This is a genomic window from Sphingomonas sp. LY54 (assembly GCF_035594035.1).
Lineage (GTDB): Bacteria > Pseudomonadota > Alphaproteobacteria > Sphingomonadales > Sphingomonadaceae > Allosphingosinicella.
The window spans coordinates 394,574-410,637 of sequence record NZ_CP141588.1 but is presented as its reverse complement, the minus strand read 5'-3'; the positions used below and the strand labels follow the sequence as shown (position 1 = coordinate 410,637).

20 protein-coding genes are annotated in these 16,064 nt (G+C 66.0%); 7 read left to right on the top strand and 13 right to left on the bottom strand.

Annotation, left to right across the window (positions count from 1 at the left end):
* Positions 1-10: 10 nt before the first annotated feature.
* Together recR and def are read left to right on the top strand one after the other, a co-directional pair.
* On the top strand, positions 11-607 hold the full coding sequence (recR, locus tag SH591_RS02080) for a recombination mediator RecR (protein ID WP_324750308.1): 597 nt from the start codon (positions 11-13) through the stop codon (positions 605-607).
* 47 nt (positions 608-654) lie between these two features.
* Positions 655-1,197, top strand: coding sequence for a peptide deformylase (gene def / locus SH591_RS02075; RefSeq protein ID WP_324750307.1), 543 nt, complete (start codon positions 655-657; stop codon positions 1,195-1,197).
* Positions 1,198-1,271: 74 nt separating this feature from the next.
* Here def and SH591_RS02070 read toward each other — a convergent pair whose 3' ends face one another.
* Complete coding sequence (locus SH591_RS02070) at positions 1,272-1,664, bottom strand: four-helix bundle copper-binding protein (protein ID WP_324750306.1); 393 nt, start codon at positions 1,662-1,664, stop codon at positions 1,272-1,274.
* Positions 1,665-1,779: 115 nt separating this feature from the next.
* On the opposite strand from SH591_RS02070, the gene rmuC reads away from it, so the two are divergent.
* Positions 1,780-3,192, top strand: a complete 1,413-nt coding sequence (rmuC, locus tag SH591_RS02065; RefSeq protein ID WP_324750305.1) for a DNA recombination protein RmuC — start codon at positions 1,780-1,782, stop codon at positions 3,190-3,192.
* 1 nt (position 3,193) lies between these two features.
* On the opposite strand, the gene SH591_RS02060 is transcribed toward rmuC, so the two are convergent.
* The 8 genes from SH591_RS02060 to SH591_RS02025 form a co-directional block, all read right to left on the bottom strand.
* A complete protein-coding gene (locus tag SH591_RS02060; protein ID WP_324750304.1) occupies positions 3,194-3,598 on the bottom strand; it encodes a hypothetical protein in 405 nt (134 codons plus the stop codon).
* Positions 3,599-3,635: 37 nt separating this feature from the next.
* A complete protein-coding gene (locus tag SH591_RS02055) occupies positions 3,636-4,439 on the bottom strand; it encodes a TrmH family RNA methyltransferase (protein ID WP_322830574.1) in 804 nt (267 codons plus the stop codon).
* Positions 4,439-4,705 (bottom strand): HPr family phosphocarrier protein, encoded by a 267-nt coding sequence (locus tag SH591_RS02050; protein ID WP_322830573.1) that lies wholly within the window; start codon positions 4,703-4,705, stop codon positions 4,439-4,441. Before SH591_RS02050 ends, SH591_RS02055 begins: the two co-directional genes overlap by 1 nt.
* Complete coding sequence (locus SH591_RS02045) at positions 4,706-5,110, bottom strand: PTS sugar transporter subunit IIA (RefSeq protein WP_322830572.1); 405 nt, start codon at positions 5,108-5,110, stop codon at positions 4,706-4,708.
* Positions 5,111-5,118: 8 nt separating this feature from the next.
* Positions 5,119-6,045: an RNase adapter RapZ gene (gene rapZ / locus SH591_RS02040; RefSeq protein WP_324750303.1), complete on the bottom strand. Its 927-nt coding sequence runs from the start codon at positions 6,043-6,045 to the stop codon at positions 5,119-5,121.
* On the bottom strand, positions 6,042-6,479 hold the full coding sequence (locus SH591_RS02035) for an HPr kinase/phosphorylase (protein WP_322830890.1): 438 nt from the start codon (positions 6,477-6,479) through the stop codon (positions 6,042-6,044). The genes rapZ and SH591_RS02035 overlap by 4 nt, the downstream gene beginning before the upstream one ends.
* Positions 6,480-6,481: 2 nt before the next feature.
* Positions 6,482-7,945: a HAMP domain-containing sensor histidine kinase gene (locus SH591_RS02030; RefSeq protein ID WP_416385222.1), complete on the bottom strand. Its 1,464-nt coding sequence runs from the start codon at positions 7,943-7,945 to the stop codon at positions 6,482-6,484.
* Between the two features lie 82 nt (positions 7,946-8,027).
* On the bottom strand, positions 8,028-8,735 hold the full coding sequence (locus SH591_RS02025; RefSeq protein WP_324750301.1) for a response regulator transcription factor: 708 nt from the start codon (positions 8,733-8,735) through the stop codon (positions 8,028-8,030).
* A 137-nt stretch (positions 8,736-8,872) separates the two neighbouring features.
* Here SH591_RS02025 and SH591_RS02020 point away from each other — a divergent pair, with 137 nt between their 5' ends.
* The 3 genes from SH591_RS02020 to SH591_RS02010 all read left to right on the top strand — a co-directional run bounded on the left by SH591_RS02020 (position 8,873) and on the right by SH591_RS02010 (position 11,579).
* Positions 8,873-9,298 carry a DUF1801 domain-containing protein gene (locus tag SH591_RS02020; protein ID WP_324750300.1) on the top strand — a complete coding sequence of 142 codons (426 nt, stop codon included), beginning with the start codon at positions 8,873-8,875 and terminating at the stop codon, positions 9,296-9,298.
* Between the two features lie 149 nt (positions 9,299-9,447).
* A complete protein-coding gene (locus tag SH591_RS02015) occupies positions 9,448-11,055 on the top strand; it encodes a phosphoenolpyruvate carboxykinase (RefSeq protein ID WP_324750299.1) in 1,608 nt (535 codons plus the stop codon).
* Positions 11,056-11,123: 68 nt separating this feature from the next.
* Positions 11,124-11,579, top strand: coding sequence for a hypothetical protein (locus SH591_RS02010; RefSeq protein ID WP_324750298.1), 456 nt, complete (start codon positions 11,124-11,126; stop codon positions 11,577-11,579).
* A gap of 61 nt (positions 11,580-11,640) precedes the next feature.
* Here the strand turns inward: SH591_RS02010 and SH591_RS02005 are convergent, their stop codons facing one another.
* Together SH591_RS02005 and SH591_RS02000 are read right to left on the bottom strand one after the other, a co-directional pair.
* The gene (locus SH591_RS02005) at positions 11,641-12,192 is read right to left on the bottom strand and encodes a hypothetical protein (RefSeq protein WP_324750297.1); all 552 of its coding nucleotides are present in this window, start codon (positions 12,190-12,192) and stop codon (positions 11,641-11,643) included.
* 309 nt (positions 12,193-12,501) lie between these two features.
* Complete coding sequence (locus SH591_RS02000) at positions 12,502-13,269, bottom strand: hypothetical protein (protein WP_324750296.1); 768 nt, start codon at positions 13,267-13,269, stop codon at positions 12,502-12,504.
* A gap of 215 nt (positions 13,270-13,484) precedes the next feature.
* Here SH591_RS02000 and SH591_RS01995 point away from each other — a divergent pair, with 215 nt between their 5' ends.
* Positions 13,485-14,015, top strand: coding sequence for a dihydrofolate reductase family protein (locus SH591_RS01995; protein WP_324750295.1), 531 nt, complete (start codon positions 13,485-13,487; stop codon positions 14,013-14,015).
* A 498-nt stretch (positions 14,016-14,513) separates the two neighbouring features.
* Here SH591_RS01995 and SH591_RS01990 read toward each other — a convergent pair whose 3' ends face one another.
* A complete protein-coding gene (locus SH591_RS01990) occupies positions 14,514-14,816 on the bottom strand; it encodes a hypothetical protein (RefSeq protein ID WP_324750294.1) in 303 nt (100 codons plus the stop codon).
* Positions 14,817-14,971: 155 nt separating this feature from the next.
* Complete coding sequence (lepB, locus tag SH591_RS01985) at positions 14,972-15,871, bottom strand: signal peptidase I (RefSeq protein WP_324750293.1); 900 nt, start codon at positions 15,869-15,871, stop codon at positions 14,972-14,974.
* Positions 15,872-16,064 lie beyond the last annotated feature (193 nt).

Sequence of the window (16,064 nt, the reverse complement as noted above, 5' to 3'; positions counted from 1 at the left end):
TGGCTGCGTCATGGCATCTCCCGAGATCGACGCGCTGACGCAGGCTCTGGCCCGGCTGCCCGGTCTCGGCCCGCGTTCGGCCCGACGCGCCGTGCTGCATCTCCTCAAGAAGCGCGAAGTGGCGCTCAATCCGCTGCTGCGCGCGCTCGAGCAGGTCAGCGAGAAGCTCGCCGTCTGCCACGTCTGCGGCAATGTCGATACGACCGATCCGTGCAGCATCTGCGCCGATGCCCGGCGCGACGCGCGGCTTCTGTGCGCGGTCGAGGAAGTCTCGGACCTGTGGGCGCTCGACCGCTCGCGCCTGTTCCCGGGCCGCTTCCATGTGCTCGGCGGCCGCCTCTCGGCGCTCGAAGGGGTGCGGCCCGAGGATCTGACGATTGATCGGCTGATCGCGCGCGTCGGCGAAGGCGGCATCGACGAGGTGGTGCTGGCGATGAACGCCACGCTCGAGGGCCAGACCACCGCCCATTACCTCGCCGAGCGGCTCGAGGGCTTTCCCGTCCGCATCACCCAGCTCGCCCACGGCCTGCCGGTCGGCGGCGAGCTCGACTATCTCGACGAGGGCACGCTCGCCCAGGCGCTGCGGGCGCGCCGCCCCGTCGCCTGACGCCGCCAAGCCTTGACGCTCCCCCGGGCGCTGCCTAGCTGCGCTGCATGAGCCTTCTTCCGATCATCGAAATCCCCGATCCGATCCTGCGCGCCGAATCGGCGCCGGTCGAAGCGATCAACGACGACGTCACGCGGCTCGTCCGCGACATGTTCGACACGATGTATGCGGCGCCGGGAATCGGCCTCGCCGCCGTCCAGGTCGCGGTGCCGCGGCGGCTGCTGGTCATCGATCTGCAAGACCCGGAGGAGGAAGGGGGCGAGCCGGTGCGCAACCCCTTCGTCTTCATCAATCCCGAGATCGTCGAGCGCTCGGACGAATGGAAGACCTACAATGAGGGCTGCCTCTCGATCCCCGACCAATATGCCGAGGTCGAGCGCCCCGCGACCGTCCGCGCCACCTGGCTCGACGAGACCGGCAAGCCGCGCGAGGGCGAATTCGATGGCCTGATGGCGGTCTGCCTCCAGCACGAGGTCGACCATTTGAACGGTGTGCTGTTCATCGATCATCTCTCGCGCCTGAAGCGCGACATGGTGGTGAAGAAGGTCCTGAAGGCCCGCCGCGACCGCGGCAACGCCGCGATTCTATAAGCTTTTCCTAGCTGCTCCCCGCAATCTGTTGCTCCCCGGCGAAAGCCGGGGCCCAGAGATCCCGCCGGGGAACATTAAGCCGCGACCGCGTCGATCGCGGCGCGGCAGTCGCGCGCGCATTCGCGGCACATTTCGGCGCAGATCCGGCAATGTTCGTGGTCGTGGCGCGCGCATTCTTCGGCGCAGATGTCGCAGGCGGTGATGCAGAGCTGCAGCATCTCCTGCAGCAAAGCTTCGTTGCTGCCGGTTTGGCGCGTCGCCACTTTCGCGGCCGCCTGGCAGATGTCCGCGCAGTCGAGGCAGGTGCGGATGCACTGGCGCATGTCCATGTCCTCGGCAGCGCAGGCATCGGCGCAGCTCGTGCATATGACGGCGCAGAACATGGCGTGGCGGACGGCGAGCGCGAGCGGCTCGTTGAGATGGCCACCGGCATCGGGATGGGCGGCGATCATCTTGGCGATCGACATGGCTTTCTCCTCTAAAAAGGCGAACGGGTTTCGCGTGGCGCCGGTTCCCGAATCCTGTTGAGCGCGACGCTCCGCTGCTCTAGGTTCCCATTTCGTTCCTGCGTGGGGTGTTGAGATGGATCCGATGATTTTGGTGGTAGTGGCGCTCGTCGCGGGGCTCGGCGCGGGCTGGTTCGTGGGCAACCGACAGGCCGCCGCCTTCCGCGCCGAGCGCGACCAGAGGCTTGAGGATTTCCGCAAGGCGATCGCCGACCTCGCCGCCGCCGAGGAGCGTGCCAAGCAGGTGCCGGCGCTGCAGGAGCAACTCGATCAGGTCCGGCGCGAATGCGGCGAAGCCCGCACCGAATGCGCGCGCCTCTCGTCGAGCCAGATCGAGCGCGAGCGCGCCTTCGAAGCCCGGCTCCAGGAATTGAAGGAGGCGCGCGAGGCGATGAGCGCCCAGTTCAGCGAGATCGGCGGCAAGATCCTGGGTGAAGCGCAGAAGAGCTTCCTGGAACGCGCCGATGCGCGCTTCCGCCAGTCTGAGGAGACTGCCGGCAATGGCCTCAAAGCACTTCTCCAACCGGTCAACGAGCGGTTGCAGCGTTACGAGGAGGGGGTTGCCAAGGTTGAGGCGGAGCGCCGCGACGCCTTCGGCAATCTCGTCGGGCTGATTGAATCGATGCGGGTCGGTCAGGAGAAAGTCAGCTCGGAAGCGGCCAAGCTCGTTAACTCCCTGCGCAATGCGCCTAAGTCGCGTGGCCGTTGGGGCGAGCAGCAGTTGAAGAACGTGCTCGAGACGTGCGGGCTCACCGAAAATTGCGACTTCCAGACCGAGGTCAGCGTCGAAGGTGAGGAGGGCCGGCTCCGGCCCGACGTCGTCATTCGTATTCCCGGAGGGCGTACGCTGATCATCGACGCGAAGGTGTCCCTGAACGCGTACCAAGATGCTTTCGGAGCCGTGGATGAGGCGGAGCGCCACATCGGCCTCGCCGCCCATGCGGCGGCGATGCGGGCGCACGTCAACACGCTGGGCAACAAGGCCTATCAAACCCAGTTCGGCAACAGTCCCGATTTTGTCCTCATGTTCGTGCCAGGCGAACATTTCCTGTCAGCCGCCCTCGAACATGATCCAACCCTTTGGGATTACGCCTTCGACAGGAAGGTGCTGTTGGCAACTCCCACCAATCTGATCGCGATCGCCCGTTCGGTGGCTTCGGTTTGGCAGCAGGAGGCGCTCGCCCGCAACGCGCGCGACATCGCCCTTCTCGGGAAGGAGCTTTACGACCGCCTTGCAAAGGTTGGCGAGGATTTGCGGAAGGTGGGAACGGGACTGAACAGCGCCGTCAGCAACTTCAATACTTTCACGAATTCGTTCAATAGCCGACTGGTCTCAACGGGTCGGAAGTTCAAGGAACTCAATATCGAGACGGGTGCGCGTGAGCTTGAGGACGTGCCCGCCGTTGAGGCATTGGCCAGTGCGGGCGATCTGGTTCGGCCTGCTCTGCCGGATAGGAGGCGCGAGGACGAGGCGGAAGCGGCCGAATAGCCTAAACGTCCCAGTCGGCCCGGCGCTCGCCGCCGCACCCGGTGAAGCTTTCGCCGTCGGCGACCACCATCACCTGGTCGGCATAGCCGTGGCCGCTCATTGCGTCATTGCAGCGGCCGTGGGTGACGTCGACCACCAGCCGCTGGGTCTCGTAGCGGTGGCCGTTGAAGGTCGTGCGCGGCTCGGGCCGGGCGACGCGGATGCGCTTCTCGCCGTAATTGCCCTGATAGTCGATCACGCCGTTTGCGATGGTCAGCGCCCAGCCGGGTTCCTGGCCGCGCGCGCTGTAGCTTTCGTGCTTGTCGCCCGGCGCGCTCGCCGTCACGGCCGGATAGGCGCAGGCCGCGCACAGCGCCATCATCACGTAAGCGGGCCATTTCGGCATCGTGATTCGGGCCGTTTTCATGGGCGCCATAGCGAATGAGCGAATCGAAGGTTCCGCATCACGCGCGCCGCCACTGGTTGATCACTTCATAGGCCATCACCGCGGTGGCGACGGCGGCGTTGAGGCTGTCGGCCTTGCCCAGCATCGGCATCTTCACCAAAGTGTCGCACTCGGCCTCATAGGCCGCGGGAAGCCCCTGCGCCTCGTTGCCGACGAGGATGAAGCAGGGCTTGCCGTAGCGCGGCTCCTGATAATCCTGGCTCGCCTGAAGGCTGGTGCCGACGAGTTCGCCCTCGCCGGCGCGAAGCCAGGCGACGAACTCCTCCCAGGAGGCAGTGGCGATCTGCTGGGTGAAGAGCGCGCCCATGGTCGCGCGCACTGCCTCGACCGAGAAGGGGTCCACGCACTCGTCGACCAGGATCAGCCCGCCCGCGCCGACCGCGTCACCGGTTCTGAGGATCGTGCCGAGATTGCCGGGATCGCGCAGCGACTGGGCGACGATCCAGAGGTCGGCCTTGCTCCGGTCGATCCGGTCGAGATCGGTCGGGAAGGCGCGGTAAACGCCCAGCACGATCTGCGGATTGTCCTTGCCGGAGAGCTTGTGGAGGATGTCGGCGCTGGTCGCGATCGCCTCGCCGCCGTCGGCCTCGGTTTCGGCGATCAGCTGGTCGAGCAACGGGTGGGGCGGGCTATTCGCCGCGAAGAACAAGGTATCGGGCAAGAAGCCCGCCTCGCGCGCCTCGGTAAGGATGCGCAGCCCCTCGGCCATGAACAGGCCTTCCTCGCGGCGGTTCTTCTTCTCGCGCAGGCCGCGCACCCGCTTCACCAGCGGGTTGGAGAAAGCGGTGATCTCGCGGGGCATTATTCCTCGCCGAACTTGGCTTCCACGAGCTCCGCCAGCGCGGCCACCGCGGCGTCGGCGCCGTCGCCGGACGCGCTGATCGTGATCGTGTCGCCCATCGCGGCGCCCAGCATCATCAGGCCCATGATCGATGTGCCGCAGACCTTGCTGCCGTCCTTTTCGACCTCGATTTCGGCTTTGTGCTCGCTCGCCATGGTGACGAATTTGGCGCTCGCCCGGGCGTGGAGCCCGCGCTTGTTCAGCACGTCGACGGTACGCGACGGCATCTAGACCGCTTCGCCCAGGATTTCGGACGCGACCGAGATATATTTGCGGCCGGCCTCGCGCGCCGCGGCGACCGCGGCTTTCACGTCCATATTCTTGCGCGCGCCTTCGAGCCGGATCAGCATCGGCAGGTTGACGCCGGCGATGACCTCGATCTTCTCGGACTTCATCAGTGAGATGGCGAGGTTGGAGGGCGTTCCCCCGAACAGGTCGGTGAGGATGATGACGCCCTGTCCGTCATCGACCTTGGCGATCGCTTCGGCGATGTCGTTGCGCCGCACTTCCATGTCGTCGTCCGGACCGATGCAGATGCCCTCGATCCGCTGCTGCGGGCCGACCACATGTTCCATGGCAACGATGAACTCGGCCGCCAAGCGGCCATGGGTAACCAGTACAAGACCGATCATTGATACACCTAAATATCCAACTGCGCCCGCTGGTCCCCCTCGACCAGGTCGCGCGGCCGCGAAGCGAGGTCGCGATGTTCGACCGTGGGCGAAAAACCGGCCTCGCGCAACCTCGTGGCAACCCGCTGCGCGACGTGCACCGACCGATGGCGCCCGCCGGTACAGCCAAATGCGATTGAAACATAGGATTTTCCCTCGCTGCGGTAGCGGGGCAGGAGCAACAGCAGCAATTCCTCGATTCGCGCCACCGCCGGCTCGTAGCTCTCGTCGGTCGCGATATAGTCGCCGACCGGGGTGTCGAGCCCGGTCAACGGCCGCAAATGGTCTTCCCAATGCGGGTTCTTGAGGAAGCGCATGTCGAACACGGTGTCGGCGTTGCGCGGCAGCCCGCGCGCGAAGCCGAACGACATGATGTGGAGGTAGGGCGAGAGATCGGTGGCGAAGCGGTGCCGGATCTGCTGCTGGAGCGCGTTGCTGTCGGTGTCGGTGGTGTCGATGATATACTCGGCCCAGCGCCGCAGCGGCTCCATCAGGTCGCGCTCGGCGGCGATGCCGTCGGTGGCGGGGCGGTCGAGCGCGAGCGGGTGGCGGCGGCGCGTTTCCGAATAACGCTGCAGCAGCTTCGATCCGGCGCAGTCGAGATAGAGCGTCTCGACCGGAAAGCTGTGGTCCCCGGCCAGTTCCTTGATCTGCTGGACCACCGAATTTGCGTCGAAGTCGCGCGTGCGGCTGTCGATGCCGAGCGCGAGGGGACGCCGGCGGCGGCTCGCGCCCTTGGCCAGCGGGGTGGAGAGCAGCGCCTCGAGCATCGACAACGGAAGGTTGTCGACGACTTCCCAGCCGATATCCTCGAGCGTGCGCAGCACAGTGGACTTGCCGGCGCCGGACAGTCCGGTGACGAGCAGGATGCGTTTGGGCGCCGGACCGGGCTTCACGCCGATTCCAGCCCGAACTGGCGCAGCGCCAGCTCTACCTTGATCGGCGCCGACGGCTCGAGGCCGCTCAGCCCGATGACCGGCACCTTCATGCCGCAGACGCCGAGCGGGTCGTGCAGTTCCGGCAGGCGGTCGACGGTCCGGTCGAGATCGACGGCCAGCGCCACCGGGACGTCGCTCGCCGCCTCCATTTCGACGAGGCCGACGCCGCGCACCTCGATCTTACCGAGAATCGTCTGCGGCGCACAGGCGAGAAGGCGCCCGGCGACCCGCTTCACGATCGTGTAATCGTCGCTCACCAGCACGGCGCCGCGGTCGATCAGGCGGAGCGCGAGGTCGGACTTGCCGCCGCCAGAGCGTCCCGAGATCAGGATCGCGCGCCCGTCCTTGGCGACGCAGGAGGCATGAAGCGTTTCGGAGGACAGCGAAGCCATGGTCATTCTGCGAACCCCCCCGGGAAGCGAAGCACGAAGCGGGCACCCGTGCGCCCGTCATGGCGGTCCCCGACCTCGATCCGACCGTCATGGCCTTCAACGATCGCCTTTGCAATCGCGAGCCCGAGCCCGGAATGGCGGCCGAAGGCTTCGCCGTCGGGCCTTATGCTGTGGAAGCGGTTAAAGATCGCCTCACGCACCGCGGGGGCAACACCGGGTCCCTCGTCCTCGATGTCGACCACGACCTCGCCGTCGATCCGGGCCGCGGAAATCTCCACCAGCCCGCCCTGGCGCGAGAAGGAGATGGCGTTGTCGACGATATTGTCGACGACGCGTGCCAGCCGCGATTCCTCGCCCATGAGGACCGCCGTCCCGACCCGCGGCCGCGCGAAGGCGACGCGTACGCCGCATTCGGCCGCGCGCGCTTCCCACAGCCCGAGCAAGGATTCGATCATGCAGCCGATGTCGACCTCCTCGAAGCGCGCGCGCGACAATTCGGCGTCGAGCCGCGACACTTCGGCAATATCGACCACTAGCCGGTCGAGCCGCACCACGTCGTTGCGCACGACGTCGAGCAACTGCCGCTGCAATTCGGGATCCTTGACGCGGTCGAGGCTGTCGACCGCCGACCGCAAGGAGGCGAGCGGGTTCTTGAGCTCATGCGTCACGTCGGCCGCGAATGCCTCGGTGGCGTCGATCCGGTAGCGAAGCGAATGCGTCATGTCGTGCAGCGCGCGGGCGAGCAGGCCGATCTCGTCGCGGCGGGCGGGGAGGAGGGGGACGTCGACCTCGCGCGCGCGGCCGAGCCGGACGCTGTGGGCGGCGCGGGCGAGCCGGCGGAGCGGGTTGGCCACCGTCCGCGCCAGGAAAACCGAGAGCAGGATCGAAAGCAGCAACGTGCCGAGCAGGACCAGGCCGAGCGTGGTGCGCTCGGCGCGCACTTCGGCGCGGATGTCGCGCGCGTTACGGGTCATGAGCAGCACGCCGGTATCGCCCGGCATCGGCGTCGCGGCGGAGATGAAGGGCGTGCCCTCGGGCGCCTGGCGGAGCGCGGTGGTCGTGCGCCGTTGGCCGAGCGCCGCCTGCGCCTCGGGCCAGTGGTGCAGCGTCTCGTCCGCGCTCGGGACGTAATCGGGCGGGCGCTCGGCGCCGACGATCGCATTGAAGACGTCGTCCATGATGCGCGCCGCATTCTTGGTCCACGGCTCCGTCTTGGGGTCGCGCAACGTGTAGGTCGGCGGCGTGCCCGACCAGCTGTCCATCAGGATTTCGCCGGTCGGCGCATAGAGACGCAGCCGCGTGCGCGACGCCTGGCCCAATCGTGCGATCAGGGTCGCACGCGCCTCGGCCGGCGCCATCGCCAGCGCGTCGGCGGCCATTCGCACCTCGGTTTTGGCCTGGTCGAGCCGCGCGTCGGTGCTGCGGTGGCGGTAGCTGTCGAGATAGAAGAGGCTGCCGGCCAGCATCGCCAGCGCGAAGATGTTGACCGCCAGGATCCGCTTGGTCAGCGACAGGCGTCCGGACCACCGCACTGCGAGGTCGCGCTCGTCACTCCTCCGCAAAGCGATAGCCTACGCCATACAGCGTCTCGATGGCGCTGAAATCCTCGTCGACCGCGCGGAACTTGCGGCGTAGCCGCTTGATGTGGCTGTCGATCGTGCGGTCGTCGACATAGATGTCGTCGTGATAGGCGACGTCCATCAGCTGGTTGCGCGATTTCACCACGCCCGGCCGTTGCGCGAGCGCCTCGAGGATCATGAATTCGGTGACGGTCAGCGTCACGTCGTTGCCGTCCCAGGCGACGCGGTGCCGGGCCGGGTCCATGGCGAGCCGGCCGCGCACGATCTGCACCGGCTCGGCCGCTTCCTCGGCCTCGACCGGCGTCGCGCGCATTTCGGTACGGCGCAAAATGGCGCGGATGCGCGCGATCAGCAGGCGCTGCGAGAAGGGCTTGGCGATATAATCGTCGGCGCCCATGGCGAGGCCAAGCGCCTCGTCCAGTTCGTCGTCCTTCGACGTCAGGAAGATGACGGGGAGGGCGCTCTTCTCGCGCAGGCGGCGGAGCAATTCCATCCCATCTATGCGCGGCATCTTGACGTCGAGCACGGCGAGATCCGGCGGGTTCTCGACCAACGCCTTCAGCGCCGTCTCGCCGTCCGAATAGACGCGGGTGACGAACCCCTCCGACTGGAGCGCGATCGACACCGAGGTCAGGATGTTGCGGTCATCGTCGACGAGCGCGATCGTTACCGACATTCATTCGCCTTCCACCGCATCGCCCGGCTCTTATCCAAAGCGGCCGACACCCGCAACTCCAGCGGACGGACGCCGGTGGCGAGCGCTGGCTTGGCGATGCGGACTCATGATAAAAGCGACGGCGGAGGGAGGCACGCATGGCCGACACCAAGACCAAGCCGACCGATGTGAGCGTCGACGCCTTCCTGGACGGCGTCGCGCATCCGGTGCGCCGCGCCGACGGCAAGGCGCTGCGCGCGATGATGGAGCGCGTCACCGGCGAGCCGGCGGTGATGTGGGGCCCTTCGATCGTCGGCTTCGGCCGCTATCATTATCGCTACGCCAGCGGGCACGAGGGCGACATGTGCCGCGTCGGCTTCTCGCCGCGCTCGGCCAATCTCGTCCTCTATGTCGGCGGCTTCCCCGAATATGAGGCGCTCTTGGCGAAGCTCGGCAAGCACAAGAGCTCGAAGGCCTGCCTGTATCTCGGCAAGCTGGCCGACGTGGACCTGGACGTGCTCGAGGAGATCGTCCAACACACCTATGCGGCGACCGAAGGCGTCGATCATTGCCCGGCCTGCTGAGGCACCGCGCTGCCGATGTCCCGGATTCGGCAGCCGACTGAGTCCGGGACGCCGCAGCAACCCGCGCCCTTTGACGAAATTACTATCCTCGACTATGCGGGCGCCATATTTCAGTGCAGCAGTTCAGCTGCCTCGCGCCTTTTAATCATATGGAGACCGACGTGGCCAATCGCGTGCCCTCTCATGGGCTTGCCGAACAGGGTATCGACACCAAAGCGAACCTGCACTGGAACCTCGGCACGCCGGCGCTGGTCGAGCAGGCGGTGGCGCGCGGCGAGGGCATGCTCGCCAAGGACGGTCCTTTGGTCGTCGAGACCGGCAAGCACACCGGCCGCTCCGCCAAGGACAAGTTCATGGTCCGCGATTCGGAGACCGAGAATACGATCTGGTGGGACAATAACCCCTCGATCAGCCCCGAGCATTTCGCTGCGCTGAAGGCCGATTTCCTTGCTGAGCTCGCCAAAAAGGACACTTTGTTCGTCGCCGATCTGTTCGGCGGCTCGCAGCCCGAGCACCGCGTCAACGTTCGCGTGATCAACGAGCTCGCCTGGCACAACCAGTTCATCCGCACGATGCTGGTCCGCCCCGAAGCGGCCGATCTTCCCGGTTTCGTTCCCGACTTCACGATCATCGACCTGCCGAGCTTCGTCGCCGATCCGGCCCGCCACGGCTGCCGCTCGGAAACCGTGATCGCGGTCAACCTCACCGAGAAACTGATCCTGATCGGCGGCACCAAATATGCCGGCGAGATGAAGAAGTCGGTGTTCGGCGTGCTGAACTATTTGCTCCCCGCTAAGGGCGTGATGCCGATGCACTGCTCGGCCAATATCGGCCCGAACGGCGACACCGCCGTCTTCTTCGGCCTGTCGGGCACCGGAAAGACGACGCTCAGCGCCGACGCCAGCCGCACTTTGATCGGCGACGACGAGCATGGCTGGTCGGACACCGCCGTGTTCAACTTCGAGGGCGGCTGCTACGCCAAGATGATCCGCCTGTCGGAAGAGGCCGAGCCGGAAATCTACGCCACCACCCGCCGTTTCGGCACGGTGCTCGAGAATGTCGTGGTGGATCCCGGCACGCGCGAGCTCGATCTCGACGACAACAGCCTCGCCGAGAACAGCCGCGGCGCCTACCCGATCGACTTCATCCCCAATGCGTCGGCAGAGAATATGGGGCCGGTGCCGAAGAACATCGTGATGCTGACCGCCGACGCGTTCGGCGTGCTGCCCCCGATCGCCAAGCTCACGCCCGACCAGGCGATGTACCACTTCCTCTCCGGCTACACCGCCAAGGTCGCCGGCACCGAGATCGGCGTCACCGAGCCGCAGGCGACCTTCTCGACCTGCTTCGGCGCGCCGTTCATGCCGCGCCACCCGAGCGTCTACGGCAATTTGCTAAAGGAGCGGATCGCCAAGGGGAATGTCGATTGCTGGCTGGTCAACACCGGCTGGACCGGCGGCAAGTACGGCGTCGGCCAGCGCATGCCGATCAAGGCAACCCGCGCGCTCCTCAACGCCGCGCTCGACGGCTCGCTCAACAGCGCCGAATTCCGCATCGACGAGAATTTCGGCTTCCAGGTGCCGGTCAGCGTGCCGGGCGTAGACAGCGCGATCCTCAATCCGCGCGAGACCTGGGCCGACAAGGCCGAATATGACGCGACCGCGGCCAAGCTGGTGAAATTGTTCATCGACAATTTCGCCAAGTTCGAAGCCCATGTCGACCAAAGCGTCCGCGAAGCTGCCCCGACGGCCGCCTGACGCCTGACCCATGACCCAAAAGGGGCGCGTCGGCCACGGCCGGGGCGCCCCTTTTGCATTGGAGCGATATGATGACCGACTATGAACCGCGCCTCTTCGCCGACGACGCGGCGATCGTGCGGATCGGCGAGGGCCTGCTCGCCTGCGCCCTACAGCGCGTCGACTGGACCCACGAAGCCCATCTCGCCGCCTGCGTATGGATCCTCCTCGCCCGGCCCGACATCGTGCCCGAGCGGGATCTGCCCGCCATCATCCGCCGCTTCAACGAGAGCGTCGGCGGCGTCAACGACGCCACCCAGGGCTATCACGAGACCATCACCCAGGTCTCGATCCGCGCCGTCCGCGCCTTCCTCGCCCGCACCGATCCGGCGCTGCCCCTGGTCGACAAGGTCAACGCGTTGCTCAACGCGGAGGAGGGCCGGCGCGGCTGGCCGTTGCGTTTTTATTCGCCCGATCGCCTGTTTTCGGTCGAAGCGCGCTTGGGCTGGGTCGAGCCGGATGTGGCCGCCTTGCCGACCGCCTAGAGCAGTCGCATCGAACGAGCCGACCGGCAGTCCAGAGGCTGCCGGTCGACGTCGCTTCGAATCAGTTGGGCTGGGACGCAGTCGCCGCGACCGGCGCCGCCGCGTTCACTGGCGCGGACGCACTGATCGTGAGCGGGGCGACAGTTTCGGCCGCGATGGTCAGCGGCACGTCTTCGTCGACGAAGCCCTTGACTACCGTCCCCATCGGCACCTTGGCGCTGGTCCCGGTCATGAAGAAGCCGGCCGGGAGAAACACGACCGCCGACACCGCCACCGCGCCGATGCCCCCGGCGATGCCCTTGTCGTCGAACGCGCCCGTCAGGCGAATCTGACGACCGTTAACCGTGACATAAAGCAGGCGCGCCACCAGACGGCCCGATTTGCCCCACATCCCCTTATTCCGCACGTCGGTGATCTCGCCCACTGCCGGACTGCCGGCCGGGATCACCGTCATGCCCTGAACGATCACCGGCTCGGCGATCTCCATGCGAAAGCGGTTGCCCACGCGCAACTTCTTGCCCTGGGTGGTCAGCTCTTCCGAAAGGCGCAAAGCCACCTCGGTTCCGGTGCGCAGGACTGCATTGTTGGCAGCGGGCGCGGCGATCGCTGCCACGGCCGGCGAAGCGACTGGCGCCGGCGCGGCAGTCTGCGCGATTGACTGCGTCGGGCACGCAACAAGCGCGACGGCAGCGCCGCTGAGTACAATAGACTTCATGATAATCCCCCTGTTCATGTGCGAATCGGCACACGTTCCCCAAACGTATCTCACAGAAGTTTAACGTCTATTTATCGCGTCTTGAGTTAACGACGCTGCGAAAGTATTCTCTGCGGACGCTGCGGCACCCCGAAGCAGTCAATAGTTCGACAGGTAATGTGCTCTTGCCGCGTGGGACTTTGGCCCGCCAGCCCCGAGCAGACGCCGCTATCGCCGCTCGCCGTAATCGATCCGAATCCGGACCCAACTGCCCACCAATGGTCGCCCGCCCAGTTGCGGAGGCCGCACCTTGAACTCCCACGCCGCGGCCAGCACCGCGCGGGTGATCTGCGACCCTTCCGGATATTCGCCGAGCGCGACGCAATCCTCGACGCGGTAGTCGGGCGCCGTGCGGCACGCGATCAGCCCCCAGCCCGGGCCGCGGGCGGTCGACAGATAGTCGCGCAGCGTGTCTTCTCTCGGCTCGCGATACCAGGCCGCTGCATAAAGCGGCTCGCCATTGGGGGCCGTTCCCACCCGCTCGGTGTCGCGGGAGGCGGAGGAGGAGCGGCGCGTATCGGGCGGCCCGTAGAGCTTGCGCGAAGGCGCCGGCGCAGCGGGAGTGGCGGCGGCGGGCGGCTGCTGCTGCGTGCTCGGCATGATCGCGGCCGGGGCGGGCTGTGGCTCCACGGGCTGCGGCGGCTGCGGTCGCTCGGGCGCCGGACGCTCGGGTGCGGATCGCTCCTCCGTCCGCTGTTCAGGCTCCGGGCTGGCCCGTTCGGGCGCTGGCTCAGCAACATCGTCCGCACTGAGGCTGACCACGGTGAAGCGCGGCGCTTTGTCCCCGGGCCGCCCTCCCGTGCCGAGCGACAGCAAAAGCAGCAGCAGCAGCCCTTCGATCAGCAGCGCGAAGCCGATGGCGAGCGCGCGTCGCCCCGCGACGGTGCGGAGCCGCTCGACGAATGGAGGCGCTGGGGCAGGTCTCGGCTGAAGCAAGGAATCTTCGGGGGCGGCGTCCGCGGGACCAAGCGCCCGAGGCTACAGCGGCGAGGGAATAGTCGGGCGCCGGCGCTGTGACAAGCACGAGGGCCGGCGCTGGCGGCCGCGCCGTCCCGGAATTATGGAATCGCCGCGACGGATGCATTTTGTGTTACGTCGGTTCAATCACCGGCAGCATTCCGTGTCCCACCCCCGAGCGGAGAGAGTGCAGCATGGCGAAGCTCGTCTTTGGAATGAACCAGTCGCTGGACGGCTATGTCGACCACATGGCGTTCGCGCCCGGTCCCGCGCTCTTCCGCCACTTTATCGAGCAGGCGCGCGGCCAGGCGGGCAGCGTATACGGCCGCGGCTTGTACGAGCTCATGCGCTATTGGGACGAGGACCATCCCGAGTGGGACGCGGAGCGACGCGCCTTTGCGGCGGCGTGGCGGCGCCAGCCGAAATGGGTCGTGTCGCGCTCGTTGCTGTCGGTCGGCCCCAACGCCACGCTCGTCCGGGATGACGTCGCGGCGGTGATCGGCCGGCTGAGGGCCGAGCTCGATGGAGAGATCCAGGTGGGCGGACCCAGCCTTGCGCGAAGCTTGGCCGAACTGGGGCTGCTCGATGCCTACCGGCTCTACCTCCACCCCGTCGTGCTCGGGCACGGCACGCCCTTTTTCGCCGGTCCCCGCCCGCCGCTCCGCCTCGTGGGAGAGGAGCGCATGGGCGAGGACGTGATCAGGCTGACCTACGTCCCCGCCTGATCACACCCTTCGCGCCTTCGCGCGCTCACGATGGCGCAGCGTCACGCGGCGGGACCGCCGCTGATGCGAAGGGAAGAGACCAGCATCGTACGCGAGTCCCGAACGTCCGCTTTCGACCCATTGCGGACGTTAGCTCTTTCCAGCACCGATAGGAGATGAAGCCATCTGGACCGAAGTGGATGCCCACCTGGGCGCAACGCCTGCAGTGGCCATTCTTCGCCTGCCTCTTGTTATGGTTCGCTCTCATCATGTTCGGCGAACCGTGGGAACATCCCTACGCCACAATGGCCCTCTTCGCGGCGATGATGGGTCCGGCAGTCGTGCATGCATACATCATGCTGCATGCTGTAGCGCGTGGAGACATAAGCCCGCTTTCTACTCGAAGCAGGCGTACTACTGACGACTGAGGCAATGTCCGTTGTCCACTCTTTTCCGAACGTCCCTGGGCCTCGATCACTCAACTGGCCATCAACGTCCGCAATGGGTGGAAAGCAGACATCACAGGCTGGCCTGCCAACCGGTATCACGCTCCTCATCCGGCAGAGCGGCCAGCGCCTGAGAGGCGCACTTTCGGACTTCTTTCCATCGAGGGTCGGTCCACAAAGCTTCTCGCTGCCAGAAGTCCGAGTTTGCCTCTCCGCTCCATTTCTCCAGGAGATCGTCGAGCGGCTTAACTGCTGCCACTTCAGCGTCGCTGATTTCGCCCCACTCGCGCATATGCCCTGCGGCCAGAAAGATATCGTTCAGTTCAAGTGCGAGTTCGTCATTACCATAGCCAATACCACTCCCATCCTTGCTCATGGGAGCGAGGATGCCCTCAAGGTATGCGTGTTGATCATCCGCGTCCAAGCTGAGGTGAACGACCGCTCCCCGCAATTGCTGATATCGCGTCGACATCGATCGAAGGTGCCAAGTTCCACGAATGTCCGCAATGGGTCGGAAGCGGACATCGACGCTCACGGCGCCAAGGGCGTCCCGAGCGGTCGGGTGGATCCCCAGCTGGAGTAATAAGGGCGGCCGATGATGTCGGCTTCCTGGACCGCGCCGCCGAGACCGAATTCTTCTATCGAATAGCGGCTGTCGGCCGAGCGATCCCGATTGTCGCCGAGCAAGATCAGATGCCCGGCCGGGATCAGCTGCTCAGGCACGTCGTCGCCGGCGCTCGGGCCGAGATCGTAAATCTCATGCCCGGATGTCTCCCCGGGAAAGCGCTCCGCGAGACGGCGTGCAGGTGCCTCGTCGAAGGCGTCCAAGTGTTTTTCCTGTCCCAAAGGGCGCTGGAGAACTGGCCTTCCGTTCAGGATGACGACGCCTGCGCGCATGGCGAAGTGATCGCCGCCCATGGCTGCCACCCGCTTGACGTAGATGAAGTCGGCCGGTGTGCGCACCAGCACCAGATCGCCGCGCCGCAGCGGCCCCAACGAACCCATATATGCAATGAACCTGTCATGCTTGGGCAGAGATGGCGCCATCGCCTCGGAGGGCATGTAGAAGGAGCGATAAGCGACCTTGTTCGGATCGCCGATCACAACACGAACGATCAGCATCGCGAGGGCGGCGGCGAGGACGGCATGCCAGCGGGCATACCAAGGCCTCGACTCGAGGCGCTCGCGGCTTTGTCGCCAGGTGAGGACTATAGCGGTTAGCGGAACGACAATAGCGAGCATAGCGACGATGGCCAGCAACGCGAAAGGAACGGGTGGCGCGGCTCGAAGGAAGACGAGGGCGAGCAGAGCCAGAAGATAGAAGACGAGCGCCGTCTTCAGTCGCCCAAGACGCAGCAGCCCGGTTCCCGGCGCAGGCACGTTCAACAAAGCAAGCCCCACGCGAGCCAGCACATCCGAGCTACGAACCATCTCGCCCCTTCAATTTCTTGCCCCAGTGAAGGGCGCTAGAGGCGTTACTGGACGTTCGCAACGACCTCCCACCTCAAAAGTCTCGATGTCCGCGATGGGTGGAAAGCGGACCGGCGGCTTTCGGTAGACTGCTGCGTCAGAAGAATGTCTGCAACGGTTGTCCCGAGCGCGCATTGCTAAAAAACTTGTGCCC